The sequence below is a fragment of the Microcoleus sp. T2B6 genome, from assembly GCF_036700475.1.
Lineage (GTDB): Bacteria > Cyanobacteriota > Cyanobacteriia > Cyanobacteriales > Microcoleaceae > Microcoleus.
Window position 1 is genome coordinate 1 of the sequence record NZ_JAUBOZ010000068.1, and the last position, 20,138, is coordinate 20,138.

The 20,138-nt window shown below is 46.0% G+C and carries 18 protein-coding genes and 1 pseudogene; 10 read left to right on the forward strand and 9 right to left on the reverse strand.

Annotated elements, in window-relative coordinates; genetic code table 11:
* Positions 1–219, forward strand: a 219-nt coding sequence (locus tag QUA00_RS24695) for a hypothetical protein (protein ID WP_333411465.1), incomplete at its 5' end; no start/stop codon positions are given.
* On the opposite strand, the gene QUA00_RS24700 is transcribed toward QUA00_RS24695, so the two are convergent.
* Positions 185–1,165: an ATP-binding cassette domain-containing protein gene (locus QUA00_RS24700; RefSeq protein ID WP_333411467.1), complete on the reverse strand. Its 981-nt coding sequence runs from the start codon at positions 1,163–1,165 to the stop codon at positions 185–187. The genes QUA00_RS24695 and QUA00_RS24700 overlap by 35 nt on opposite strands.
* Before the next feature lie 198 nt (positions 1,166–1,363).
* On the opposite strand from QUA00_RS24700, the gene QUA00_RS24705 reads away from it, so the two are divergent.
* Positions 1,364–2,173: a calcium-binding protein gene (locus tag QUA00_RS24705; protein ID WP_333287358.1), complete on the forward strand. Its 810-nt coding sequence runs from the start codon at positions 1,364–1,366 to the stop codon at positions 2,171–2,173.
* Between the two features lie 188 nt (positions 2,174–2,361).
* Here the strand turns inward: QUA00_RS24705 and QUA00_RS24710 are convergent, their stop codons facing one another.
* Both QUA00_RS24710 and QUA00_RS24715 read right to left on the reverse strand, forming a co-directional pair.
* Complete coding sequence (locus tag QUA00_RS24710; RefSeq protein ID WP_333411469.1) at positions 2,362–3,369, reverse strand: NAD(P)-dependent alcohol dehydrogenase; 1,008 nt, start codon at positions 3,367–3,369, stop codon at positions 2,362–2,364.
* Positions 3,370–3,553: 184 nt separating this feature from the next.
* A complete protein-coding gene (locus tag QUA00_RS24715; RefSeq protein WP_333411470.1) occupies positions 3,554–4,357 on the reverse strand; it encodes an SDR family oxidoreductase in 804 nt (267 codons plus the stop codon).
* Between the two features lie 457 nt (positions 4,358–4,814).
* On the opposite strand from QUA00_RS24715, the gene QUA00_RS24720 reads away from it, so the two are divergent.
* Together QUA00_RS24720 and QUA00_RS24725 are read left to right on the forward strand one after the other, a co-directional pair.
* Positions 4,815–5,741 (forward strand): DMT family transporter, encoded by a 927-nt coding sequence (locus tag QUA00_RS24720; protein WP_333411471.1) that lies wholly within the window; start codon positions 4,815–4,817, stop codon positions 5,739–5,741.
* A 198-nt stretch (positions 5,742–5,939) separates the two neighbouring features.
* Positions 5,940–6,797: an Hpt domain-containing protein gene (locus QUA00_RS24725; protein ID WP_333142893.1), complete on the forward strand. Its 858-nt coding sequence runs from the start codon at positions 5,940–5,942 to the stop codon at positions 6,795–6,797.
* Positions 6,798–6,932: 135 nt separating this feature from the next.
* On the opposite strand, the gene QUA00_RS24730 is transcribed toward QUA00_RS24725, so the two are convergent.
* Positions 6,933–7,307, reverse strand: coding sequence for a hypothetical protein (locus tag QUA00_RS24730; protein WP_333411473.1), 375 nt, complete (start codon positions 7,305–7,307; stop codon positions 6,933–6,935).
* 490 nt (positions 7,308–7,797) lie between these two features.
* Between QUA00_RS24730 and QUA00_RS24735 the strand changes: the two genes are divergently transcribed.
* From QUA00_RS24735 to QUA00_RS24750, 4 genes are all read left to right on the forward strand, one after another.
* Positions 7,798–10,320, forward strand: a complete 2,523-nt coding sequence (locus QUA00_RS24735; protein WP_333411475.1) for an ATP-binding protein — start codon at positions 7,798–7,800, stop codon at positions 10,318–10,320.
* Positions 10,321–10,443: 123 nt separating this feature from the next.
* Positions 10,444–11,907, forward strand: coding sequence for a CIA30 family protein (locus QUA00_RS24740; RefSeq protein WP_333411477.1), 1,464 nt, complete (start codon positions 10,444–10,446; stop codon positions 11,905–11,907).
* Positions 11,908–12,046: 139 nt separating this feature from the next.
* Positions 12,047–12,925 (forward strand): sugar ABC transporter permease, encoded by an 879-nt coding sequence (locus QUA00_RS24745; RefSeq protein WP_333411478.1) that lies wholly within the window; start codon positions 12,047–12,049, stop codon positions 12,923–12,925.
* A gap of 62 nt (positions 12,926–12,987) precedes the next feature.
* Positions 12,988–13,131 (forward strand): hypothetical protein, encoded by a 144-nt coding sequence (locus QUA00_RS24750; protein ID WP_333411479.1) that lies wholly within the window; start codon positions 12,988–12,990, stop codon positions 13,129–13,131.
* 33 nt (positions 13,132–13,164) lie between these two features.
* Here QUA00_RS24750 and QUA00_RS24755 read toward each other — a convergent pair whose 3' ends face one another.
* A complete protein-coding gene (locus QUA00_RS24755) occupies positions 13,165–13,866 on the reverse strand; it encodes a DUF4079 domain-containing protein (protein WP_333411480.1) in 702 nt (233 codons plus the stop codon).
* Between the two features lie 530 nt (positions 13,867–14,396).
* Here QUA00_RS24755 and QUA00_RS36930 point away from each other — a divergent pair.
* Positions 14,397–14,594: pseudogene (locus tag QUA00_RS36930) on the forward strand (winged helix-turn-helix domain-containing protein); the annotation flags it as partial.
* Positions 14,595–14,687: 93 nt separating this feature from the next.
* Here QUA00_RS36930 and QUA00_RS24765 read toward each other — a convergent pair.
* Entirely contained in the window at positions 14,688–15,110 is a 423-nt protein-coding gene (locus tag QUA00_RS24765; RefSeq protein WP_333411484.1) for a DUF6335 family protein, read from the reverse strand.
* A 238-nt stretch (positions 15,111–15,348) separates the two neighbouring features.
* Entirely contained in the window at positions 15,349–15,555 is a 207-nt protein-coding gene (locus QUA00_RS24770) for a hypothetical protein (RefSeq protein WP_333142901.1), read from the reverse strand.
* A gap of 165 nt (positions 15,556–15,720) precedes the next feature.
* Here QUA00_RS24770 and QUA00_RS24775 point away from each other — a divergent pair, with 165 nt between their 5' ends.
* Positions 15,721–16,134: a peptide chain release factor 1 gene (locus QUA00_RS24775; RefSeq protein ID WP_333103423.1), complete on the forward strand. Its 414-nt coding sequence runs from the start codon at positions 15,721–15,723 to the stop codon at positions 16,132–16,134.
* A 244-nt stretch (positions 16,135–16,378) separates the two neighbouring features.
* Here the strand turns inward: QUA00_RS24775 and QUA00_RS24780 are convergent, their stop codons facing one another.
* Both QUA00_RS24780 and QUA00_RS24785 read right to left on the reverse strand, forming a co-directional pair.
* A complete protein-coding gene (locus QUA00_RS24780) occupies positions 16,379–16,855 on the reverse strand; it encodes a Crp/Fnr family transcriptional regulator (RefSeq protein WP_333042796.1) in 477 nt (158 codons plus the stop codon).
* 202 nt (positions 16,856–17,057) lie between these two features.
* Positions 17,058–20,102, reverse strand: coding sequence for a HEAT repeat domain-containing protein (locus tag QUA00_RS24785; RefSeq protein ID WP_333411486.1), 3,045 nt, complete (start codon positions 20,100–20,102; stop codon positions 17,058–17,060).
* Positions 20,103–20,138: the final 36 nt, after the last annotated feature.

Genomic DNA, 20,138 nt, shown 5'->3' on the forward strand with positions numbered 1-20,138 from the left:
TTTTCGGTATTAGCAACGGGCAAGATGCCCGTTCCACACAACATTGAAACTTTAGTGGAACAGGCATCTTGCCTGTTCAATTTTTCGGTATTAGCAACGGGCAAGATGCCCGTTCCACACAACATTGAAACTTTAGTGGAACAGGCATCTTGCCTGTTATGGAGAATGAAGCCAGCCAAAAACATTAAACTTTTCCCGTGCGAAAAACTCTACCAATAACCTCTTCAATGGGCGGATCGGTAACAGTCAAATCTATCACATCCAAGTCCGCCAAAATCTTCGCCACGCTCACCGTCAGCTCTTCCCTTTTCACCAAAAAACGCACCGATTGTCCCTCAATAGATTCTACCTCCCCGTAAGCAAAAGCACTATCTTTGGCCAGCGGCTTAGCTAATTTTACCTGAACTTCCCGATAAGGTGCAAACCTGTCGAGCAATCCGTCTAAACTGCCATCATAAACTAATTGCCCTTCATGGATTAACAAAACGCGCTTGCACAAAGCAGTAATGTCAGCCATGTAGTGGCTCGTCAACAGCACTGTTGCTTGATAGCGCTCGTTATATTCTCGCAGAAAATGCCTGACGCTAAACTGTGCGTTTATATCCAAACCTAAAGTCGGTTCATCTAAAAATAATACCTCTGGCTGGTGCATTAGTGCGGCCATCAATTCCGCTTTCATGCGTTCGCCTAAAGACAGCTTTCGCACCGCCTGATTTAACTTGCCTTCTAGTGACAGCATTTCGGTCAGTTCTCCGACGCGCCGCCGATAATCTGTATCGGGAATGCCGTAGACAGCGGCATTAATTCGGAGAGAGTCAAGCACAGGTAAATCCCAAATTAACTGCTGTTTCTGCCCCATCACTAAGGTGATTTTTTGCAGAAAATCTGCTTCCCGACGGAAAGGAGTACGATCGCACACACTCACCGTACCCGCAGACGGATAAATCAAACCCGTCAGCATTTTCAGCGTAGTAGTTTTGCCCGCACCGTTAGCACCGAGAAACCCCACGACTTCCCCTGGTTCAATACTGAAAGAAACGCCCTCAACTGCTTTGATATTGCGGTAAGTGCGACTAAAAAAGTGTCGCACTGTTCCTTTAAGCCCCGGTTCTTTAATCGCTACCGGATAAACTTTGCTCAAGTCTTCAACTAAGATAATTGGCATCGGCTCAAATTTTAACTTTTATTTTAATCTAGGGTATTTCCATCAGGCTTGTGCCAAGATGGAGCGATCGACCTGTCTAGTAGGGTGCGCCGGCGATTGCTCGATCGCGAGTGAGGAAGTAACTGTGTTCTGGCGCACCCTAATAAGCTGTAGAATATTGCACAATATCCATGCTCACATCGCACAAAGTTTACAACTATGGTACTCACACCAGATAATTCAGGCATCTCTCGTTTGGTAGGAGACAATTCTCCTGAAAATATTACACTTGCACCAGGACAACTTGCTAGTTTTCCTGGGGGACTTTGGATGGTGGGCGGCAATGATACTGTCAGGGGCTCGTCAGATGCAGAACGGATTTTCGGCAACGATGGTAAAGACAGTCTGTTAGGCGGTGTCGGCAATGATTCTATTTACGCCGGCAAAGATGATGACGATGTTTTGGGAGAAACTGGCGACGATTTCTTGACAGGAGATAGAAATAGCGATTTCCTTGATGGGGGTGCGGGAAATGATTTGCTGCGTGGAGGACAAGGTGTTGATTTGTTAGTGGGCGGAGACGGTAATGATACTTTAATTGGCGACAGAGATGTGGATATTTACCAAGGTGGTGGGGGGAGCGATGTATTTGTTTTTAGAGTCGATCAAGCGGGAATCCGAGTAGTTGGAATTGAAGTTCCTGACGCGGCAATTGTGGATTTTGATAAGTCTAGCGATTCGATTGGCATTAGTGTGGCATTTACCAGCAGCAATATCTCTTTGGAACAGGTAACTTATAGCTTGAACGATCCGAGACTGCTGCTAATCAATCCTGCAACTATAGCCGGTGGAACGAGTTTGTTAGCCAAGGGTGGCATCTCGCAGCGAAGTCTCGATCCCGATGGCAACGGCCGTGTGGAAGCTACTAATATTAGATTCGGTGTTACTAATGCTTTGTTGGGTACTGTGTTGAATGTGACCCCAGCCGATTTAAACGGTCGTTTTATTAATGCTAATTCTTTGCTTTAATTCGTTGCTTATATATCTCTAGTAGGGTGCCCTAGGCGCACCTTACCCATTACGCATTATCTAAGGAATGAGAATTAAATAACTTAGAATTTTGATGGTTCTTGTGGGATGGGCGTCCCGCCCGTCCAGAAAGGGCGGGCGGGACGCCCAACCCACTTTCAAGAGTGTAAATTATTTAATTCGCGATCCTAACTCACCGTCAAAACTGCGCGATAGCGCACTTGATTGTCGCGGACTTTCTGAATTGCTTCATTCGCTTGCGCCATCGCAAAAACTTCGACAATCGGCTCAATCTCAAACTTCTCTGCAATTGCCAGCATTTCATTAATCATAGCGCGACCGCCGATGAGAGAAGTCATAATTCGGCGTTGCTTCATCAGCAGCGGAAATAACGGAATGCTCAAAGGTGCGTCGGGAACTCCCACAAAAGCCAGCGCACCGTTAGAATCGAGAAAATCAATGTACGGAGCCCAATCTAAAGCAGCAGGAACTGTACTCAACAAAATATCTAATTTGCTGCTGGGGGCTTGAGGAATTTCGCCTTTTCCTACTACAATAGCTTCGTCCGCCCCCATTTTATGTGCAAATTCTGCCTTATCTTCGGAAGTAGTAAAAACTGTAACGCGGTTGCCTAATTTTTTCGCAAATTGCACCGCCATGTGTCCCAAACCACCGATGCCGAGAATGCCAATTTCTTGCCCGGAACTCATCCCTGCATTTCGCAAACCGGCGTAAACCGTAGTTCCGCCGCACAACAGCGGCCCCGCTACGTTGGAATCGATGCCTTTGGGGATAGGAAAAGCAAAGCGGGAATCTACCATCAAATAATCGGCAAAACCGCCCGGCCCTGTAACAATTAATCCCTGGTTTTCATCGCAGAGATTTTCGTTACCGCGCAAGCAGTCGCGGCACTGCAAACAAGACGATCTTTGCCAGCCGACACCAACGCGATCGCCCACTTTTAAATGAGTCACTTGCGGCCCTATTTCTGCCACTTCTCCGATAACTTCGTGGCCCGGAACGAGGGGATATTTTGATAGATCCCAAGCGTTGTCAATCATGTTCAAGTCAGAGTGACAAATGCCGCAGCTTAAAACTTTTATAATACATTCATGTACTTTTGGAGGGGCGACATCGAATTTGTATTCTTCAAGCAATCCGCCTGTTTTTGTAACTGCCAGTGCTTTGATTTGCATGGTGTACTTCCTGGTTTGTTTGCCATTATTATAGTGTTCGGGCGGCTTTCACAGTCTCTTTCTTTAGTTGTATATATTCAGGTGAACAGACCCCTAGGACTGATGCGCGTTACTAATAATTTGTCGGGTGCTTATGGCGCACCTTACTAATTAGCAATTACCAATTAGCAATTACCCATAAGTCTCACAACTTGCCCTTTTCCATTGCCCACTGCATCAAACCGGGAAACAACCGATAAGCTTCCGACGCTACAAAAGCAGGGCCGACTGTAACTTCGGCACGCTGATTTTTCACAGCATCCCAGATAGCTTTAGCAATATCTTCTGGCTGAGTTGCCCACTCAGATTTCAGCATTTTGCTCATTTGCTGACGGCGCGATTCGACTGCGGGTTCGTCTCGATCGCGAAATTGAGCTCTTTCTAAAAAATCGCTGTTAATCAGGCCCGGATGCACGGCGCAAACGTGAATACCTTGAGGCGCTAATTCCAATCGCAAAGTTTCTGTTAAACCGGTTACTGCATATTTGCTGGCACAATAAGCAGTCATTTGAGGCAAAGGCATTTTGCCGCCAATGGAACCAACATTGACTATTGTCCCTGTTTTTCGTTCCAAAAAATGTGGCAACATTTCTTGAATTGTGTTAACGCAGCCCCAAAAATTGGTATTCATTAATTGCTGCCAGTCTTCGGAGGTAGTGTGCTCGATCGCCCCCGTGAGACAAATGCCAGCATTGTTAACTAAAACATCGATGTTGCCGCAGGCATCTAGGGCTTTTTGGACGATCGCCCGCACTTGGTGAATATCGCCAACATCCCCCGGAATAGCTACAGCGGAAGTGCCTTCTCGCTGCACTTGAGCCGCTGCTGCTGCCAATCTCTCTGGCTGGCGAGCTACCATAACTACATCGTAACCTTTACTTGCAAATAAAATTGCTGTTGCTTTGCCACTTCCTTGAGAAGCGCCTGTAATCAAAACTGTAGGAGCCATAGATAGTTATAAATTGTAATATCAATTCCGGCTGAACCGGAATGAGTGTTGACTGTTGACTGTTGACTGTTAACTGTTTGAATAATACCGAGGCAACCGGAAACGAGATGATTCGGACTTGTTTGATGTTGAATTTTGTAGGGCGGGTTCGCAAACAATAATTGCCCGTAATATACAATTTCATAAACCCGCCCTGCCCCTACTATACATTAATATTTCTTGGATATGGGAATTTTTTAAGAAGGGCGATCGGTTTTTTTTTAACGAACCACGAAGACGCGAAGGAAACGAAGGAAGAGAGGAGAAGAGAAGGGAAGAGAAAGTCTTCAGAAAGTGTTCAGCATTATGTGAAAATTGCTATATAAATTTTCCCAATGCCCAATGCCCAATGCCCAATGCCCAATGCCCAATGCCCAATGCCCAATGCCCAATGCCCAATGCCCAATGCCCCTAAAAAATGAATCTTCCGAAACAAGCACCTAATTGGTCGATCGCCCTAGTGTTAATTATCGGCGTTTTAGCCGTCTCAACTTCCTCAATTTTAATTCGGCTGGCTAACTTTTCAGCAGGGGCGGGCGGTTTGGGTTTCAGTTTGGTACTCGCGGCCTCTCGCCTGACTTTATCTGCTTTAATTCTGCTTCCGGCTTGGCCGAAAATTCAGTGGAACGCCCTGCAACCGGGAGCTCTGCGCTATGCTGCTGCTGCGGGTTTGTGTCTCGCCCTGCACTTTGCCCTCTGGATAACCTCACTTTCTTATACTTCGATCGCCGCCTCGACTGCTCTCGTCACCACTAATCCTGTCTGGGTAGCGCTTTTGTCGCGCTTCTGGTTCGGGGAAAAACTCAGCAAACTGTCGATCGCTGGCATTACTATAGCCCTGATTGGGGGAATGGCGATCGCTCTGGGAAGTGCGGGCGCAGCTAATGCTGGCAGCAGCCAACTGCTAGGCGATTTCCTTGCTCTGGCTGGTTCCTGGGCTGTTAGCTTGTATTTGCTGCTGGGCCGGGAAGCTCAGCGGCGGGGACTGGGAATTGGCGGCTATATCGCGATCGCCTATACTGTGGCTGCGATCGTCCTGCTCCCTCTCCCCTTCGCCTTCGGCACTACTTATACTAATTACCCCCACATTGTATATTTTTATATTTTGTTAACGGCCGCTGTGCCTCAGTTAGTCGGCCACACCATTTTGAACTGGGCTGTAATGCAGATTTCCCCAACTCTGGTAACTCTTGCTATCCTGTTTGAACCGGTGGCGGCGAGTTGGTTGGGTTATTTGCTGTTTGGGGAAATGCCGGCGCCGGCGGTACTCGTAGGTGCTGCGGTGCTGCTGTTGGGGGTAGCAACCGCTACCGTCGGAGCCAAAAAAATTACTGTCAACAGTTAAGAGTTAACAGTTTTCGACATTGCCACTACAGTTGCCGTGAGTCAGAATAAAACAAATTAGGGCTTAAAAACAAAAATAACTCGTCAGTTAAATATCGGTTCCCAACTATCAAATGTCTGATTAATGACAACAGTCAACTGACAACAGTCAACTGACAACAGTCAACCGCTCCTAGGGTGCCTTTCGGAGAATAAAATTATGCTGCCAGAACAACTACAGCGGATCATCGGCTACTTTATCGAAGAAGCCACAGAACAGATCCAAATTATCGAACCAGGCTTGCAGGACCTGCAAAACACCGTGCCAGCTCCCCAAAGAATACACCAGCTCATCCGAGCCTCGCACTCGATTAAAGGGGGAGCAGCTATGCTCGGATTTAGCAGCATTCAGCGCATTGCTCATCGTTTGGAGGATTATTTAAAGCTGCTGAGAGAATGTCCGATCGCCATTGATAGCAGGCTACAATCGCTCTTAACCGAAGTTTTTGATATTTTAGCAGCCCTCGTGTCCAAGGTTTCTAAGGGTTTTGGGCTCAACCACGAAGACGCAAGCCAAATGCTCTCCCTCGCCGAACCGGTTTTTGACGAACTCGACGCTTACCTGAGAGTCCGAATTCCCACTCGCCTGACGGTGAGAGCTACTACGGACGAACATATTCACGTTTTCTCCGGTTACTGCACCTCCCTGAGCGAATTTTCCTCGGCTATCGCTTCGCGCGTCGGTTTGCTCGGAGGCACTATTACCCGCCACGAACAGGATAGCCAGGGCCTACGCCTTTGTGTTGACATTTACCTGCCGCCTTACACCAGGATCGAAAACATCCGCCAAGCTGTCGAACTATCCGGTGCTATTATCGGGAATGTTCAGACGCAGCGCGACTTTTCGCTGCTGGCAACTGCGGATTATCCGGTTTACCAAAGTGCGATCGAACCTCCCGCAATTTGCATCGGATGCCGCTACTATTACGGCAGAAGCGACGGCGGCTACCTGCTCAACTGCACGATCCATCCCCGCGGCCCGGAAACAGAAGATTGTCGCGATCGCGAACCGGAATAACCGCTGAAAACTCAGCCCTCGGAAGCACGATTGGCCACCCGAAAAACTATTCAGAAACCAATATTTTCCCTGAAACTTTTCACATTACCCCCTCCAAATTCTTTTTGAGTTGCTAGATAACGAGATATTTGTCTCTTAGACAACTAAATCCTTCTTCCTTCTGAAACCTCCCCTAACCACTGATACCGCAACTCGAATTAATTGCATCATGCTTGCAGGATGAGCGATCGCCCAGACATTGATTGTCAGACAAGTGATTGCCATAACTAGCAAGATGTATGTCGGAGGCATTACTACCCCGATCGCGAACCAGCTAAAAACGTGAAATATCATTGCTGTAGCCCAAAGGCTGGCGACAACCACAGACGCCCAAATTTGCATTCGAGGTCGGTTTAGTCCTGTCAAAATCGCTGTCTGCAAAGTAGTCAGCAAGTTTGCCGGAACTAAAAAGGCACAGATAGCTATGCAGTAGGTATGAGAAAATTCAGTAACTGTATTGAAGTCGATCATCAGTCTAATTGTCGGGCCTGTTGGGTATACTTAAAGAGCTTAGCGTGACTTGACTTTCAGATCTTGTCACCCTTACCTTAACTTAATATTTCAGTAAGTAGGCCGCTCTGGAGACGCATTTCTCTCCCCCTTTTCCAGCAGGCAAAATTTTACCACAAATATTAAAGTTTTGGGGAAATTATTAAACATACTTGAAGAATGGCAACAATTGCTATGATAATTAACATCGGGAAGCGATAGTATAGAAGAGCCAAGTCTGTAAAATATCTAGAAGGCTGAGGCGGCTTGAACAGCAACACATACGGCAGGCTGATTTTCGACTCAATCATTTTTGATACGCTGATTCTCGGATGATTGATTCTCAGTGCCCGTCCAGGGATCGAGCCGTTATGCGATCGAACAATATGAGATTATTATGGAAAAGCCAATTTGCTCTCAAATCTCAAATCAATAGAACCCTCTAGAAATTTTACAGCGGAAGACAAAGAAAATGGATCTACAAATCACAATTCCCGCGCTCGAAGAAGTTGACTTGACAAACTGCGACAGAGAGCCCATTCACATATCGGGGCATATTCAGCCACACGGGGTGCTACTTGTTGTACGAGAACCTGAACTAGAAATACTGCAAGTCAGTGAAAATACGCAAGATTTGTTAGGAATTGATGCAGAAAGTGCGATCGGTCAAGATTTGAGCTTATTATTCGATAGAGTTCAACTAGAAAAACTCAATGCCTGTTTGCGGAATGAAAACTTAAAAACAGTCAATCCCATTAAACTCTCTGTTCATAAAGCAGGTAAATCTTTAGAATTTGACTGCATCCTTCACAGAGTAGAAGGAGTTTTGATTGTCGAGTTAGAATTAGCTACCAGCCCAGAAAATATTTCGGTTTTTAGCTTTTATCATTCAGTAAGAGCCACTGTTAGCAAAATTCAAAGTGCTAAAAATCTCAAAGAATTATGCCAACTGACTGTAGAAGAAGTCAGGAAAATATCTGGTTTTGATAGAGTTATGGTCTATCAATTTGACCACGAAGGCAACGGGGCTGTGATCGCTGAAGACAAAGCAGAAATGCTGAGTCCTTTCTTAGGATTAAACTACCCCAGCTCAGATATTCCCAAACAAGCCAGACAACTGTATGCGTTAAATTGGCTGAGGTTAATCCCAGATATTAATTATCAACCAGTCCCCCTTGTTTCAGGAAACCATGCTCTTACCAGCCAGCCCCTCGACCTGAGTTTCAGCGTGTTGAGAAGCGTTTCTCCCATTCACATAGAATACCTGCAAAATATGGGCGTTGCAGCTTCGATGTCAATCTCGTTAATGAAAGACAAAAAACTGTGGGGATTGATTGCTTGCCACAACTATACACCAAAATACCTCAACTATGAATTGCGTGCCGCCTGCGAATTTATCGGGCAAGTAATGTCCTTAGAACTCCAATCAAAAGAAGGAAACGAAGACTACGACTATCAACTACACTTAAAATCTATTCTCACCAAGATTTTTGAAGACATATCCACCTCCGAAAACTTGTCACAAGTCTTAGTTAAATGTCAGCATAATTTGCTAGAAGCAGTCAACGCCCAGGGAGCAGCAATAGTATTTGGAGACAATTGCTATCGAGTCGGGCAAACACCCCAGGGAGAAGCGCTCAAATACTTAACTCAGTGGGTGCAAAATCACCTAAACAAAGAAATTTTTTCTACAGACTCGCTGACCAAATGCTATCCAGAAGCTGAGGAATTTAAAGACACGGCCAGCGGGTGTTTGGCCATAGCAATATCCCCGACTCAGAAAATCTACGTTTTGTGGTTTCGCCCGGAAGTAATTAAGACCGTAAATTGGGCAGGCAACCCCAACAAACCAGTTGAAAAAGATGAAGAGGGCAACCCTCGACTGTCTCCTAGGAAATCCTTCGAGCTGTGGAAGGAAAATGTGAGGTACAAATCGTTGCCTTGGAAACAATGCGAAATAGACGCTGCATTGGAACTAAAAAAAGCAATGATTAATATAGTGCTGCGCCAAGCCGACAAACTCGAGAAATTAAATACGGCACTAGAAGCATCAGTCGCCAGAGAACGGGAAAAAACTGCTAACTTAAAAACAGCGATGTCCGAGCTTAAGCGGGCGCAAACTCAATTGGTGCAAAGCGAAAGAATGTCAAGTTTGGGACAGTTGGTGGCGGCGGTAGCTTATGAAGTCACTAACCCGATTAACTTCATCTACGGCAATCTTAGCTATGCTAATGAATACAGTCAAAAAATGATTAATTTATTGCAGCTTTACGAGCAGCACTATCCGTCGCCTTCGCCAGAAGTTCAAGCACAAATAGAAGCAGTAGAATTAGAGTTCATAGTTGAAGACTTACCGAAGTTGCTGGGTTCAATGAAAGTAGGAGCTAACCGCATCCGCGAGATAGTTCAGTCGCTGCGAAATTTCTCTAGAATTGACGAAGCAGAGATTAAACCAGTTGACATTCACGACGGATTGGACAGCGCTTTGTTGATTTTGAGCAACCGACTCAAACCGAAGCCCGATCGCCCAGCAATTCATCTCATCAAAGAATATGGCTCTCTGCCTTTGGTTGAGTGTTACGCAGTTCAAATCAACCAAGTATTTATGAATGTACTGACAAATGCAATTGATGCTCTCGAAGAGGCCTTTGTCAACAATAATTTATCGTCGCACTGCGGGGGCGAAGAAGAGCCAGTGACGTGCGGACAAATTCGGATTGTGACTGAAATTTGTCCGGGAGGAAAAGCCGTAGCAGTTCGGATCAAGGACAACGGTTGGGGCATGGAAGAAAAAGTTTGCCAGAAAATTTTTGAGCCGTTTTTTACCACAAAACAGGTGGGCAAAGGTGCGGGGATAGGTTTGGCGATTAGCCACGAAATTGCGGTAGAACAACACGGTGGCAAATTGACTTGCATTTCCGCCCCCGGAGAGGGAACCGAGTTGATTATTGAGATTCCCTTGAGCCAGACTCCTCCCACACCCATTGTCAAGTGAAAAAAAGTCCGCGCAAGCGTTGCTATTCCGAAGGCTAGGAAATCGCCCAAATTCAAAAATCGAAAATTCGATTAAAATACAAAAGCAGCTAAGTAGATTTGAGCCAATTCAGAGGAAGCTAGTATGACTGAAAAAAAAACCGCCCAATGGGATGCCGGCAGGTTTCTCAAAACCTTGGCTTATTTCGGCGTCATTCCCTTCATTGGCAGCATTAGCTGGCTGCAACAACTCTTTGGAAGCAGCAGCAAAACTAAAAAAGACCAACCCAAACTAATACTGGTAGCCGGTGCTACCGGCGGCGTCGGGAAGCGAGTTGTCAAGCGGCTGCAACAGCGGGGATATAGAGTGCGAGCTCTCGTCAGAGATACCAAAAGAGCAACAGAAATTCTCGGCCAAAATGTCGAGTTAGTCGAAGGAGATATCACTCTGCCAGAAACCCTAACACCGTTAGTAACCGAGGGCGTAGAAGCAGTTATCTGCTGCACCGGCACGAAAGTTCAACCGGTAGAAGGAGACACCCCAACCAGGGAAAAATACTATCAAGGCATCAAATTTTATATGCCGGAAGTTGTCGATGTTCCCGAAATCGTGGAATACAAAGGCCTCAATAATTTAGTGCAAGCTGTTCGCCGCCAGCTAATTCAAGCAGGCGAAAAAATAATTTTTGACTTCACAAAACCCAGCCAAGATTTAAAAGAAACTTGGGGAGCCCTCGACGACATCGTGATGGGTGGCACCAGCGAAAGTTCTATCCGGCTGACAGACAATACAGCTATATTCACAGGCAATGTTTCTACCGCCAACTCGGGTGGCTTTGCTTCGGTGCGTACCCGCAACTTTGAGACTCCGCTGAATCTCGCAGGATTTAGCGGCCTCCAACTGCGCGTCAAAGGTGACGGCAAGCGCTACAAATTGATTGTTCGCAGCGAAGCTAAATGGGATGGAATTGGTTATTGCTATTCGTTTGATACTGTTTACAATATCTGGATTACTATCACTGTTCCTTTTGACCAATTAATCCCAGTATTCCGCGCCAAAACTGTTAAGGATGGCTCTAAATTTGATGCCAGCACTATTTTTTCTTTTCAGTTAATGTTGAGCAAGTTTGAATATGATGGCGCGCTCAACCCGAAATTTACACCGGGTCTTTTTCAACTGGAGTTAGAATCTATTAAAGCTGATGGGGGACAGACTTTGCCGCGATTTGTGATGGTGAGTTCGGCAGGAGTTACCCGCCCTGGCCGACCGGGAATTAACTTGGAAGAAGAACCGCCGGCTGTCAGGATGAATGATATGTTGGGGGGGATTTTGACTTGGAAGTTGAAAGGGGAAGATTGCGTGCGATCGAGCGGCATACCTTATACTGTGGTCAGACCTTGCGCTTTGACTGAAGAACCGGGAGGCAAAGCTTTAATATTTGAGCAAGGAGACAATATTAGGGGCAAAGTCAGTCGGGAAGATATTGCAGAATTGTGCGTGGAGGCTTTGGAACAACCTCAAGCTTGCAAGGTTACTTTTGAGGTGAAAGAGGGGGAAAATCCCAGTTCTCCCGGAGACTGGCAGGGTTTGTTTTCGGGAGTTAAATAAGTGTTAATCCCTTATTACTCGGCGGTTGAAACCGCGTCTACACAAACCAAGTCTGCCTCCGCAGACTAAGAAATAACTGGTTCCCAGGCTCGGGCTGGGAACGAGTAATAACTAATAACTAATAACTAATAACTAATTTATGCCTTTGACTTTTTTGCGACAAAACCTGACTCCTTATTTGTTTTTACTTCCGGCTTTATTTATTTTGAGTTTAACTGTTTTGTGGCCTGCGGTGCAAGCTTTTTATTTGAGTTTTACCAACTACGAATATGATTTAACTCAAATGCCGCAGTGGGTGGGGTTGAAGAATTTTTACAGGTTGTGGGGCGATCGCACATTCTGGCAAACTTTGACGAATACGCTGCTGTATCTCACCTGCGTTGTGCCTGTATTGGTTGTTCTACCGTTGGGAATGGCGATTTTGTGCAACCAAAAACTTAAGGGGATGAACTGGTTTCGTGCAGCATACTATACACCGGCGGTGATTTCAATGGTTGTCGCCGGGATTGCTTGGAAGTGGCTGTTTGCTGAGACTGGACTGCTGAACCAGTTGGGGGAATTGTTGGGTTTACCTCCTGTTTCTTGGCTGGCTAATCCGAAGTTAGCAATCTTTAGCGTCATGGCGGTTACTATCTGGAAAGGATTGGGCTATTACATGGTGATTTATTTGGCAGGGCTGCAAGCTATTCCGGCAGAACTTTATGAGGCGGCTGCTATTGATGGTTCTGATGGTTTGGGAAAGCACTGGGATATTACTGTGCCGCTGATGAAGCCTTATTTAGTTTTAGTTGCGGTAATTTCGGCGATTTCTGCTACTAAGGTTTTTGAAGAAGTTTATATTATGACTCAGGGCGGGCCTCGCAATAGTTCTAAGACCGTTGTTTATTATCTTTACGAGCGGGCTTTTAAGGATTTGGAAATTGGCTATGCTTGTACGATCGGGCTGGTTTTGTTTTTGCTAATTTTGGGTTTGTCGATTTTGCAAGTTAGCCTTCAGGGTTTGACTCGCAATGATTAAGATGTATTACTGATTAGTAGTGACTGAGATATTGCACCATTCTCATCTCAAGAACAGGCAAGATGCCTGTTCCACAATACATAAAATCTCAAGAACAGGCAAGATGCCTGTTCCACAATACATCACATCTCAAGAACAGGCAAGATGCCTGTTCCACAATACATCAAATTGCTTGTGGGGTGTCCCGCCCTTCTAATTTCTACTAATTTTAGACTTGAATCTCGAAGTAATGCGATCGCTCACGGCTTTGGGCAGGTCTTATTGGTGAAATCACAGGTATAAATATAAGGTTTCTGCCAGTTCAGAGGAATTTCTAATAAATCCCTGGTTCCGGTCATTCCCTGTCCCAGAAAGAGCAGCACAGCGATCGAATTCAATACTACATGGATAGTGCGCCAGCGATTTGAACGGTCTTTGTAAATGTCTTCAATGATGGCAAGGGAGAAAACCATAATTAGCGCAGCGGTGATGCCAATGTAGTAGTGAGACCAATACCATTCATTGGTTCGCCGATAAACGCCATCTTGAGTGCCAAGAATCACCAAACCAGTACCTGTTAGGGTCGCAAATATGCCGCGCCATAAAGCGGGTGTAGCTCGATATAGCATGACCAAAGAGGCGACTGTTGCAAAAAACATCAACACAATAAAAATGACCTGAAAGGAGTTTTTGCTCCAAACATCCTTGCTCAAAATATGCTCAAAAATCGGGTAGGCTAGGCCCAACAACGTCACTCCTACCACAGAACCTGACAGAATTCGACCTGCTTTGACGTGTTCTGAACCGACTACAGGTGGAATTTTGCTCTTAGTGTCGATCGCAATTTGCTTCCGACGCTGCATAGTTTGCCACCCCATATTCAGAACAACACCAAGCATAGGAAAAACAATCACTACAGCTAAAATAGGATGCAGCAAACCCAGAAAATCTTTAAATTCCATAAATAACCTTTTTGTTGAGGAGGGTTGGCTTCATCAACCCGGTTTTTGCCATACATAATATCATATCCGGCAATCTAACCACAGTAAGTTTGTAGTCAGGACTCATAGTAATTGTTCATCTGCCTAGAGATAACTGAAGTCCTGACTACAAACACGCTTTATGAAGGGTAACTCACCGGAAATGTTGATAAATCAGAAAATATAGCAGTTGTCAATTGGGCGAGCTACAGGTTTCTCAATTACGCAATGGAGCAATTACAATTACCTTGTTCTCAGGTAAACGAAAACTGCTGGTGGTAATGTCCGTGGCGGTTAGCCACTAATTCCCTGCATCGCTTTGAACCTATATCTTACTAGCCTTTCATTATGGAATAACTCTTCGCGAGAGTGAAAACACGTCGGCGCCGAACTCAACCAAATTACCCGGATAAGTTATAATTTGAAGACCTAATTTTTAAGGGTTTAACCCCTTTAATTTATAGAATTAATTAACTAATTGATACACTAAAAAATAGTTTAATTTGTTATAATTTATGCTACGAAATTACCGGGAAGTCATTACCCGCGAGCCAATTTTATAAAAAATCTGGGGTTACGATTTTATGGGTGAGCCAAACATTATTAAAGTGTATATTCGTGCGTTACGGATTAAGTTAGAAGCAAGTAACTCAAAACGTCGGCTGCATACTGTTCGGGGAGTTGGATATGTGCTGCGAGAGCAAAAGTGAGGAGGGGCGGATTTACAAATACTTGGGATATGAAGTATGGATACTGGTGAACCCGCTCCTATTATACTACCTATTTTCTGGTAAAAAATTGACCTAAAAATCCGGTCGTTCCTGATAATCTTCCGCAGAACTCGGATCTAATTCCCAGCGACTTTCATCTCGATGTTCAAGCATATTTGTTGTGTTCAAAATAGCGCCATCGGGCATTTCTATGCCCGCAGCGGCTCCGAGTTCGTCAACAATATCCAGGTCGGGAGTAGGCGTGGTTCCGCCCACCGATTGCTCGCCAGTGGCACTTTCTTGTTCTGCAGCAGGATCGCCATCCTCGCCACCGATTCGGGAACTGGTGGAAGAGTCTTCTGAACTGCTGTCCTGCAAAATTGTTATGTCGTCTTGGCTCAATCCCGGTTGATCGATGACGCCAGTACCGTAAGATTCGGTAATTTCTTGAGGCAATTCGCCCAAATTATCACCATCTCTTGTTGTTTTTGCGTTGCGTTCCTTTTGCTGTGCCACGAGACTTGCTCCTGTTGGTTTTTGAACTCAATTAAATTAAAAGTGTCCGACTTTCGCTTGAGCTGAATTATTTTTAGTTATTGCCAATTGATGTCATTAAGTGGCATCATAATTGCTATTTAAGCTAAAAGCTTCTATCCCAGGAAATATATGGATTACGATCGGCTATTTCATTGGGAATACAAAAAGCGATCGCCCTTTTGCAACGGGCGATCGCTTTTTAATGGGGATGTTAATTCTATTCGGGAAAATCAGGAATTATCCATTTGGGGGGTTCCGTCCGTTTCCTTCTCACCGCTTCCTCTGCTATTTCTAGCATTTTATCCAGAGAAGTATTTTCAATAAACTGGGACGTTGCTTCTGCGTATTCCCGCTTCGGGCACTTGTCGCCCAGAACGCAGCCATTGACGCAAGCTACAGCACAATCGACAGTGTTCTCCACCATAACTTTTTTCCTTTCACGGTTCCAACAACTAATAAGCAGGTACTCTGGGTAAATTTGTCAAGAGACTGCTCTATATCTTTATTTTACTTCACAAATTGTCATCAAAGGTCGATCGCCAGGGCAAAACTGTTATAAAATCAAAGTAACCTACCTAATCTGCCGATCGTGAGTAATTTTCTGCGGCGCTTAAAACTTTTACCTTGGCGAGAAATGCTGCAAATTGCCGCCCTCGTCAATTCAATCGTGATTGGATTGGAGTTATTTTTAGCCTGGGGTTTCACGCAATCCCGACCAATCCGCAACGTCGTGACGCTTCTTTACGGTTCCTCCCTGGGGACATTGATACCTTTCGCTGCTGCACTGGGAATGGGAGCTTTAGCAGTGTACTTTTTAGAGTATTGGCAACAACAATTTTTGCTCAACCGAATTAGTTTGTGGGTTTTAGTTTTCTGCGTACTCTTGGGTTTGGTGTTAAAGTCATTCCTACCCATCCCTCCTTTATTAGCAAGTTTATCGGAAGCTGCACTAATCGGAGTTACGGTGGGAGTTTTTTGGAAGGGCCGGCCTTATTGGCGATAGTCATGCCATTTTAGATTTTAAATTTTAGATTTTAGATTTTAGATTTTAGATTTTAGATTGGCTATGACTGATGAATATTCTGGTTTGGGGGTTGTCTATAGTTACATTTTTTTGTGAATCTAGTATAAGGTGCCAATAGCGGACACTAGCCAGAAAAATTGTGCGCTATTGGCACCTTACAGAAGATAAATTGTGCAGAATTACCGATCGACTAAAAACACAATTAATTCCCAATTCCCCAATTTCATCGCATCTCAGGAACTCTCACAGTCTCTGTAGGAGGCATAATTGCCTCTTTAGCATTCAACTTTTGATTCAACTCCCGAATCCGGCGCGACAGCAAACGAATAATATTCACCGCAATTCCCGGCGTTTCATCAATCGCATCGTATAGCTGCATTTGAGTCAGCATCAAACACTCGGATTGTTCGACAGTAGAAATAGAAGCCGATCGAGGTTCTGCATCAAACAGCGACATTTCCCCGAAACAAGCCCCCGCTTTCAACTGTGCCAAATCCCGATCGCCTATATGCACGCGCACCGTTCCCGATACCAAAATATAGAGAGATCGACCTTCTTGTCCTTCCGTAAAAATCCTGTGCTTAGAAGGAAACGAAAGTTCATCCATTACCGATGCTAGACGCACGAGAAAATCATCCCGCAGTTCCTTAAAAATCGGAACCTCCCTCACAAACAATAGGCGTTCGACGCTGGTTAACATAATGAGATGCAATGATTAATTTAAACTTAAACAAAGGAAGAGGCATTGGGCATTGGGCATTGGGCATTGGGCATTGGGCATTGGGCATTGGGCATTGGGCATAGTTTCTTTTTGTTCCCTCTTCCCTCTTCCCTCTTCCCGACATCCGTTACATCCGTTACATCCGTTACAGAATCCGTTGCCGAACTTCCTTCTTCCTTCTTTACCTTTTTCCCCCAGCACCCAACTCTGCCATCATCTCTTCAACTTGAGCGGATACCAAATTATCGGGGTCATTTTGCAGCCTGGGCAACAATTCGACCAAAGCCCGGGGCGAGGCTATTTTCAAATAGGCTAACACTGCTTCGCGGACAAAACCCGTCGGGTGCTGCAGACAGACAAGAGTTTGTTGAGCCGTCAGACTCCAGCGCGCTTCTCTCGCCAAGTGAAAGCAGCAGGCCAAGGCCCAATCCGAAAGGAAGTGGCGCAATTCTAGCAAGCGGCGCAAACGATCGCTAGGGGCTAGAGGTTTGTAAACCATCAATTCCGAGAGGTTGCTCAATTTTTCTCTTTCCGAGTGTTGATCTAACAAATTGATGAGCGATCGCTTCCTAGCTATATCCACAGTATTATCGAGAATTTCCAATCCCCTAGCCACCAAAGAAGGTTGGCCAGAAGCGATGTTGAAAGCAGCGGCTTGTACCGTGTCCAGCGGATAAAGAAACTTCATCAGCAAAAAACACCGCTCCCTAGCATCAGCTTCCAACCCCGCCAGAGCACGCTGCAACAATTGAGCCGTATCGTTCCCAGGTGCCCCGGTGCTGTTGGCTTCCCGATCCGAGAAATTGCCGTAGCTCGTTACCCCAGACAAATCTACCAGACCTGCATAAATTTGACCGATAAACATTAACTCCTGTTCGATAAGAGTTTCCAAGCCGCTACGGCCGATGCGGTCTAGAACCCCTTCTATCCCCGCTTCCGAAGGCATTTTTAACAGGATGCGGAGGATATTGCGCCTCGTCGTTCCCCAAGCCGTCATCAAATTGCTCACCAAAATGTCGATCGCCTCATTTGTCCCAATTTGACCCAGAGCCGTCCAAGCTTGCAACCTGACCAAATCCGACTTGTGGATATCCTCAGCCAAATACACAAGCAAAGGAATGGCATCGTTGTGAAGTTTGACTATAGCCTGCAAAGCCGCTTCCCTAGTCGATTTGTAACCAAGTCCGCGCAGCAGCGAAGGATAATATTCTTCCGAATGAGTAGACGAAATCACGTCTAACAGAGCGCAGCGCACTCGCAGAGATTCATCTTGCAACAGATTGGGGATATGCAGTCGCAGTCCTTGCAAATAATCAGCTTCTCCCAGAGCCCGCGTCCCCATAACACGTTCCCGCTCTTGTTTGTGCGTCAGCATTTGGCGCAGCGTGTTAGTAGCCTCTGCCTTTTGCAGGCGATCGCCCCTTCTCATAATTAAAGCAGCCGCCGTACCCCGCACCACCGGATCGACCGTCGGCTGCAAGTAAGGCCGCAAGCTCTCAATATTCGGTTCAGCTTCCGTCAGCCAGATGTAGCGCAAAGCCAAGGCCAGAACCTCCGGCGGCAAGGATTGGTGCGAAAGTGCGCGGACAGCTTCTAAATATGCGGGGTTCGGGTGTTGCAGCATCGTTTCCAAGCTCTGGCGCTGCAAACCTGCAGACAGCGAATCGAGGAGGGGAGCCAGAACTTCTCCGACATTTTTGGGGTCAATTTGCGTCAGGAGTTCTATGCAAGAGCGCTTTTCATCTTCGCCCCCCGGCTTTTGTAGAGTTTCCACCACTGCGCGCTTGAGAGCTTTGAGGTCAACGTCTGTGACGCCCAAGCGCCCCCGCTCCGCACTTTTGACCAACAAACCCACGTATTGAGAGCGGATCAACCATACGACAAACACCCACAACAGCGCCAATATGACGATCGCGCCAATAAATATCAAGCTTTGCTGGTCGTGAAATACATTTTCGTCTTGCTGGGGGAGTATCTTGCCTGTCACCCACAGCATAATCAGGATGCCTACTCCTGTAGCTCCGCAGGACAAAGGTTCGCCCACACCGTTGACCAAAGTTTGAATTCCCGATCGAATATTGTCGGGAATCGGTTGAAATAAAACCGGGCTAACAGTTTCCAACAGCGTGTAGTGCAGCAGTTCGTCTAAAAATCTCAGCAATATCAGCCCGATGAACACAGATACTAGCTGGCCCAGAGATGCTCCTATGGTCAGCACCCCGAGTATAGCGATGCCCGTGGGCAAAATCATCGCCGTCACGAATACACCGATTCTTTCCACCAACCGGCTCGAAGCGAACCACTGAGTCGCCACCTGAAACAGGCCTTGTATGCCTTCATAAATGCCCAGGAAGCTAGCGATCCAGCTAGCTCCGTCCCCCGGGTTTTGGTATTCTAGCTGGCTGTAGAATTGGAAATCTACCAGCACGTAGACGACTTCTGCGAGGATGAAGAAACTGACTAGAGGTACGGCGTATTTTTGAAGTGGGCCTGTAACTTTGCGGGCGGTAAATTCTTCTTGGTCGTCGTCTTCGTCGTCATCCGTCCAGTGAGCCGTTTCCGGGAATGCTTGGCTGTATTTTTCCGTGAGGTAGTACAGCAACACCGAGCCTGTCGCCACCATCAACCCCGATATGAGGGTAACGTTTTTGAGTCCGACTACGTACAGCAAAACAGGCAGAGAAAATCCGCTGACTACTCCAGCTACTAGATAGCCGCTACTGACTAGCGGATAGGTGCGCTTGATTTCTCTAATATTAAACAGTTGGTTGGAAGTGATAGAAGTATTAAGGTCGTTGAGGACATAGCAAGCTTCCACCCACAGCCACATCAAAAAAATAGTAATAAAAGCGATGCTGATGCCAGCTATCTTAGTATTTTCGTAGCCTATTCCGAATCGAAACAAAAATAGCGGTACCGACATCATGCCCAGAACCACTACGACGGTGCGCCTCAGCGGCAGGATTTTTTGCAGCCACGAGTAGACAAATCCCAAGCCCGAACCGATAAAGGCGCTGGCTATGTAGATAAAAGGCATTTTGTCGGCACCGTACTCGTCTAAAAACAGACCTACTGTGCTGAGTTCCAGCCAGATCAGCCCGACGGAGGTTAGAGTGTAGACGAGGAACATCAGTGCGGTTCGCTCTACTTCTTCCGATCGCAGGTTAAGCGATCGCAGCACTCCTTGTCTTACTCCCGCCGAACCGCTGATTTGAAAATTTTCCATGCAGCGTTGATTTCCCTGTGTGGTAGCTTATTCCTG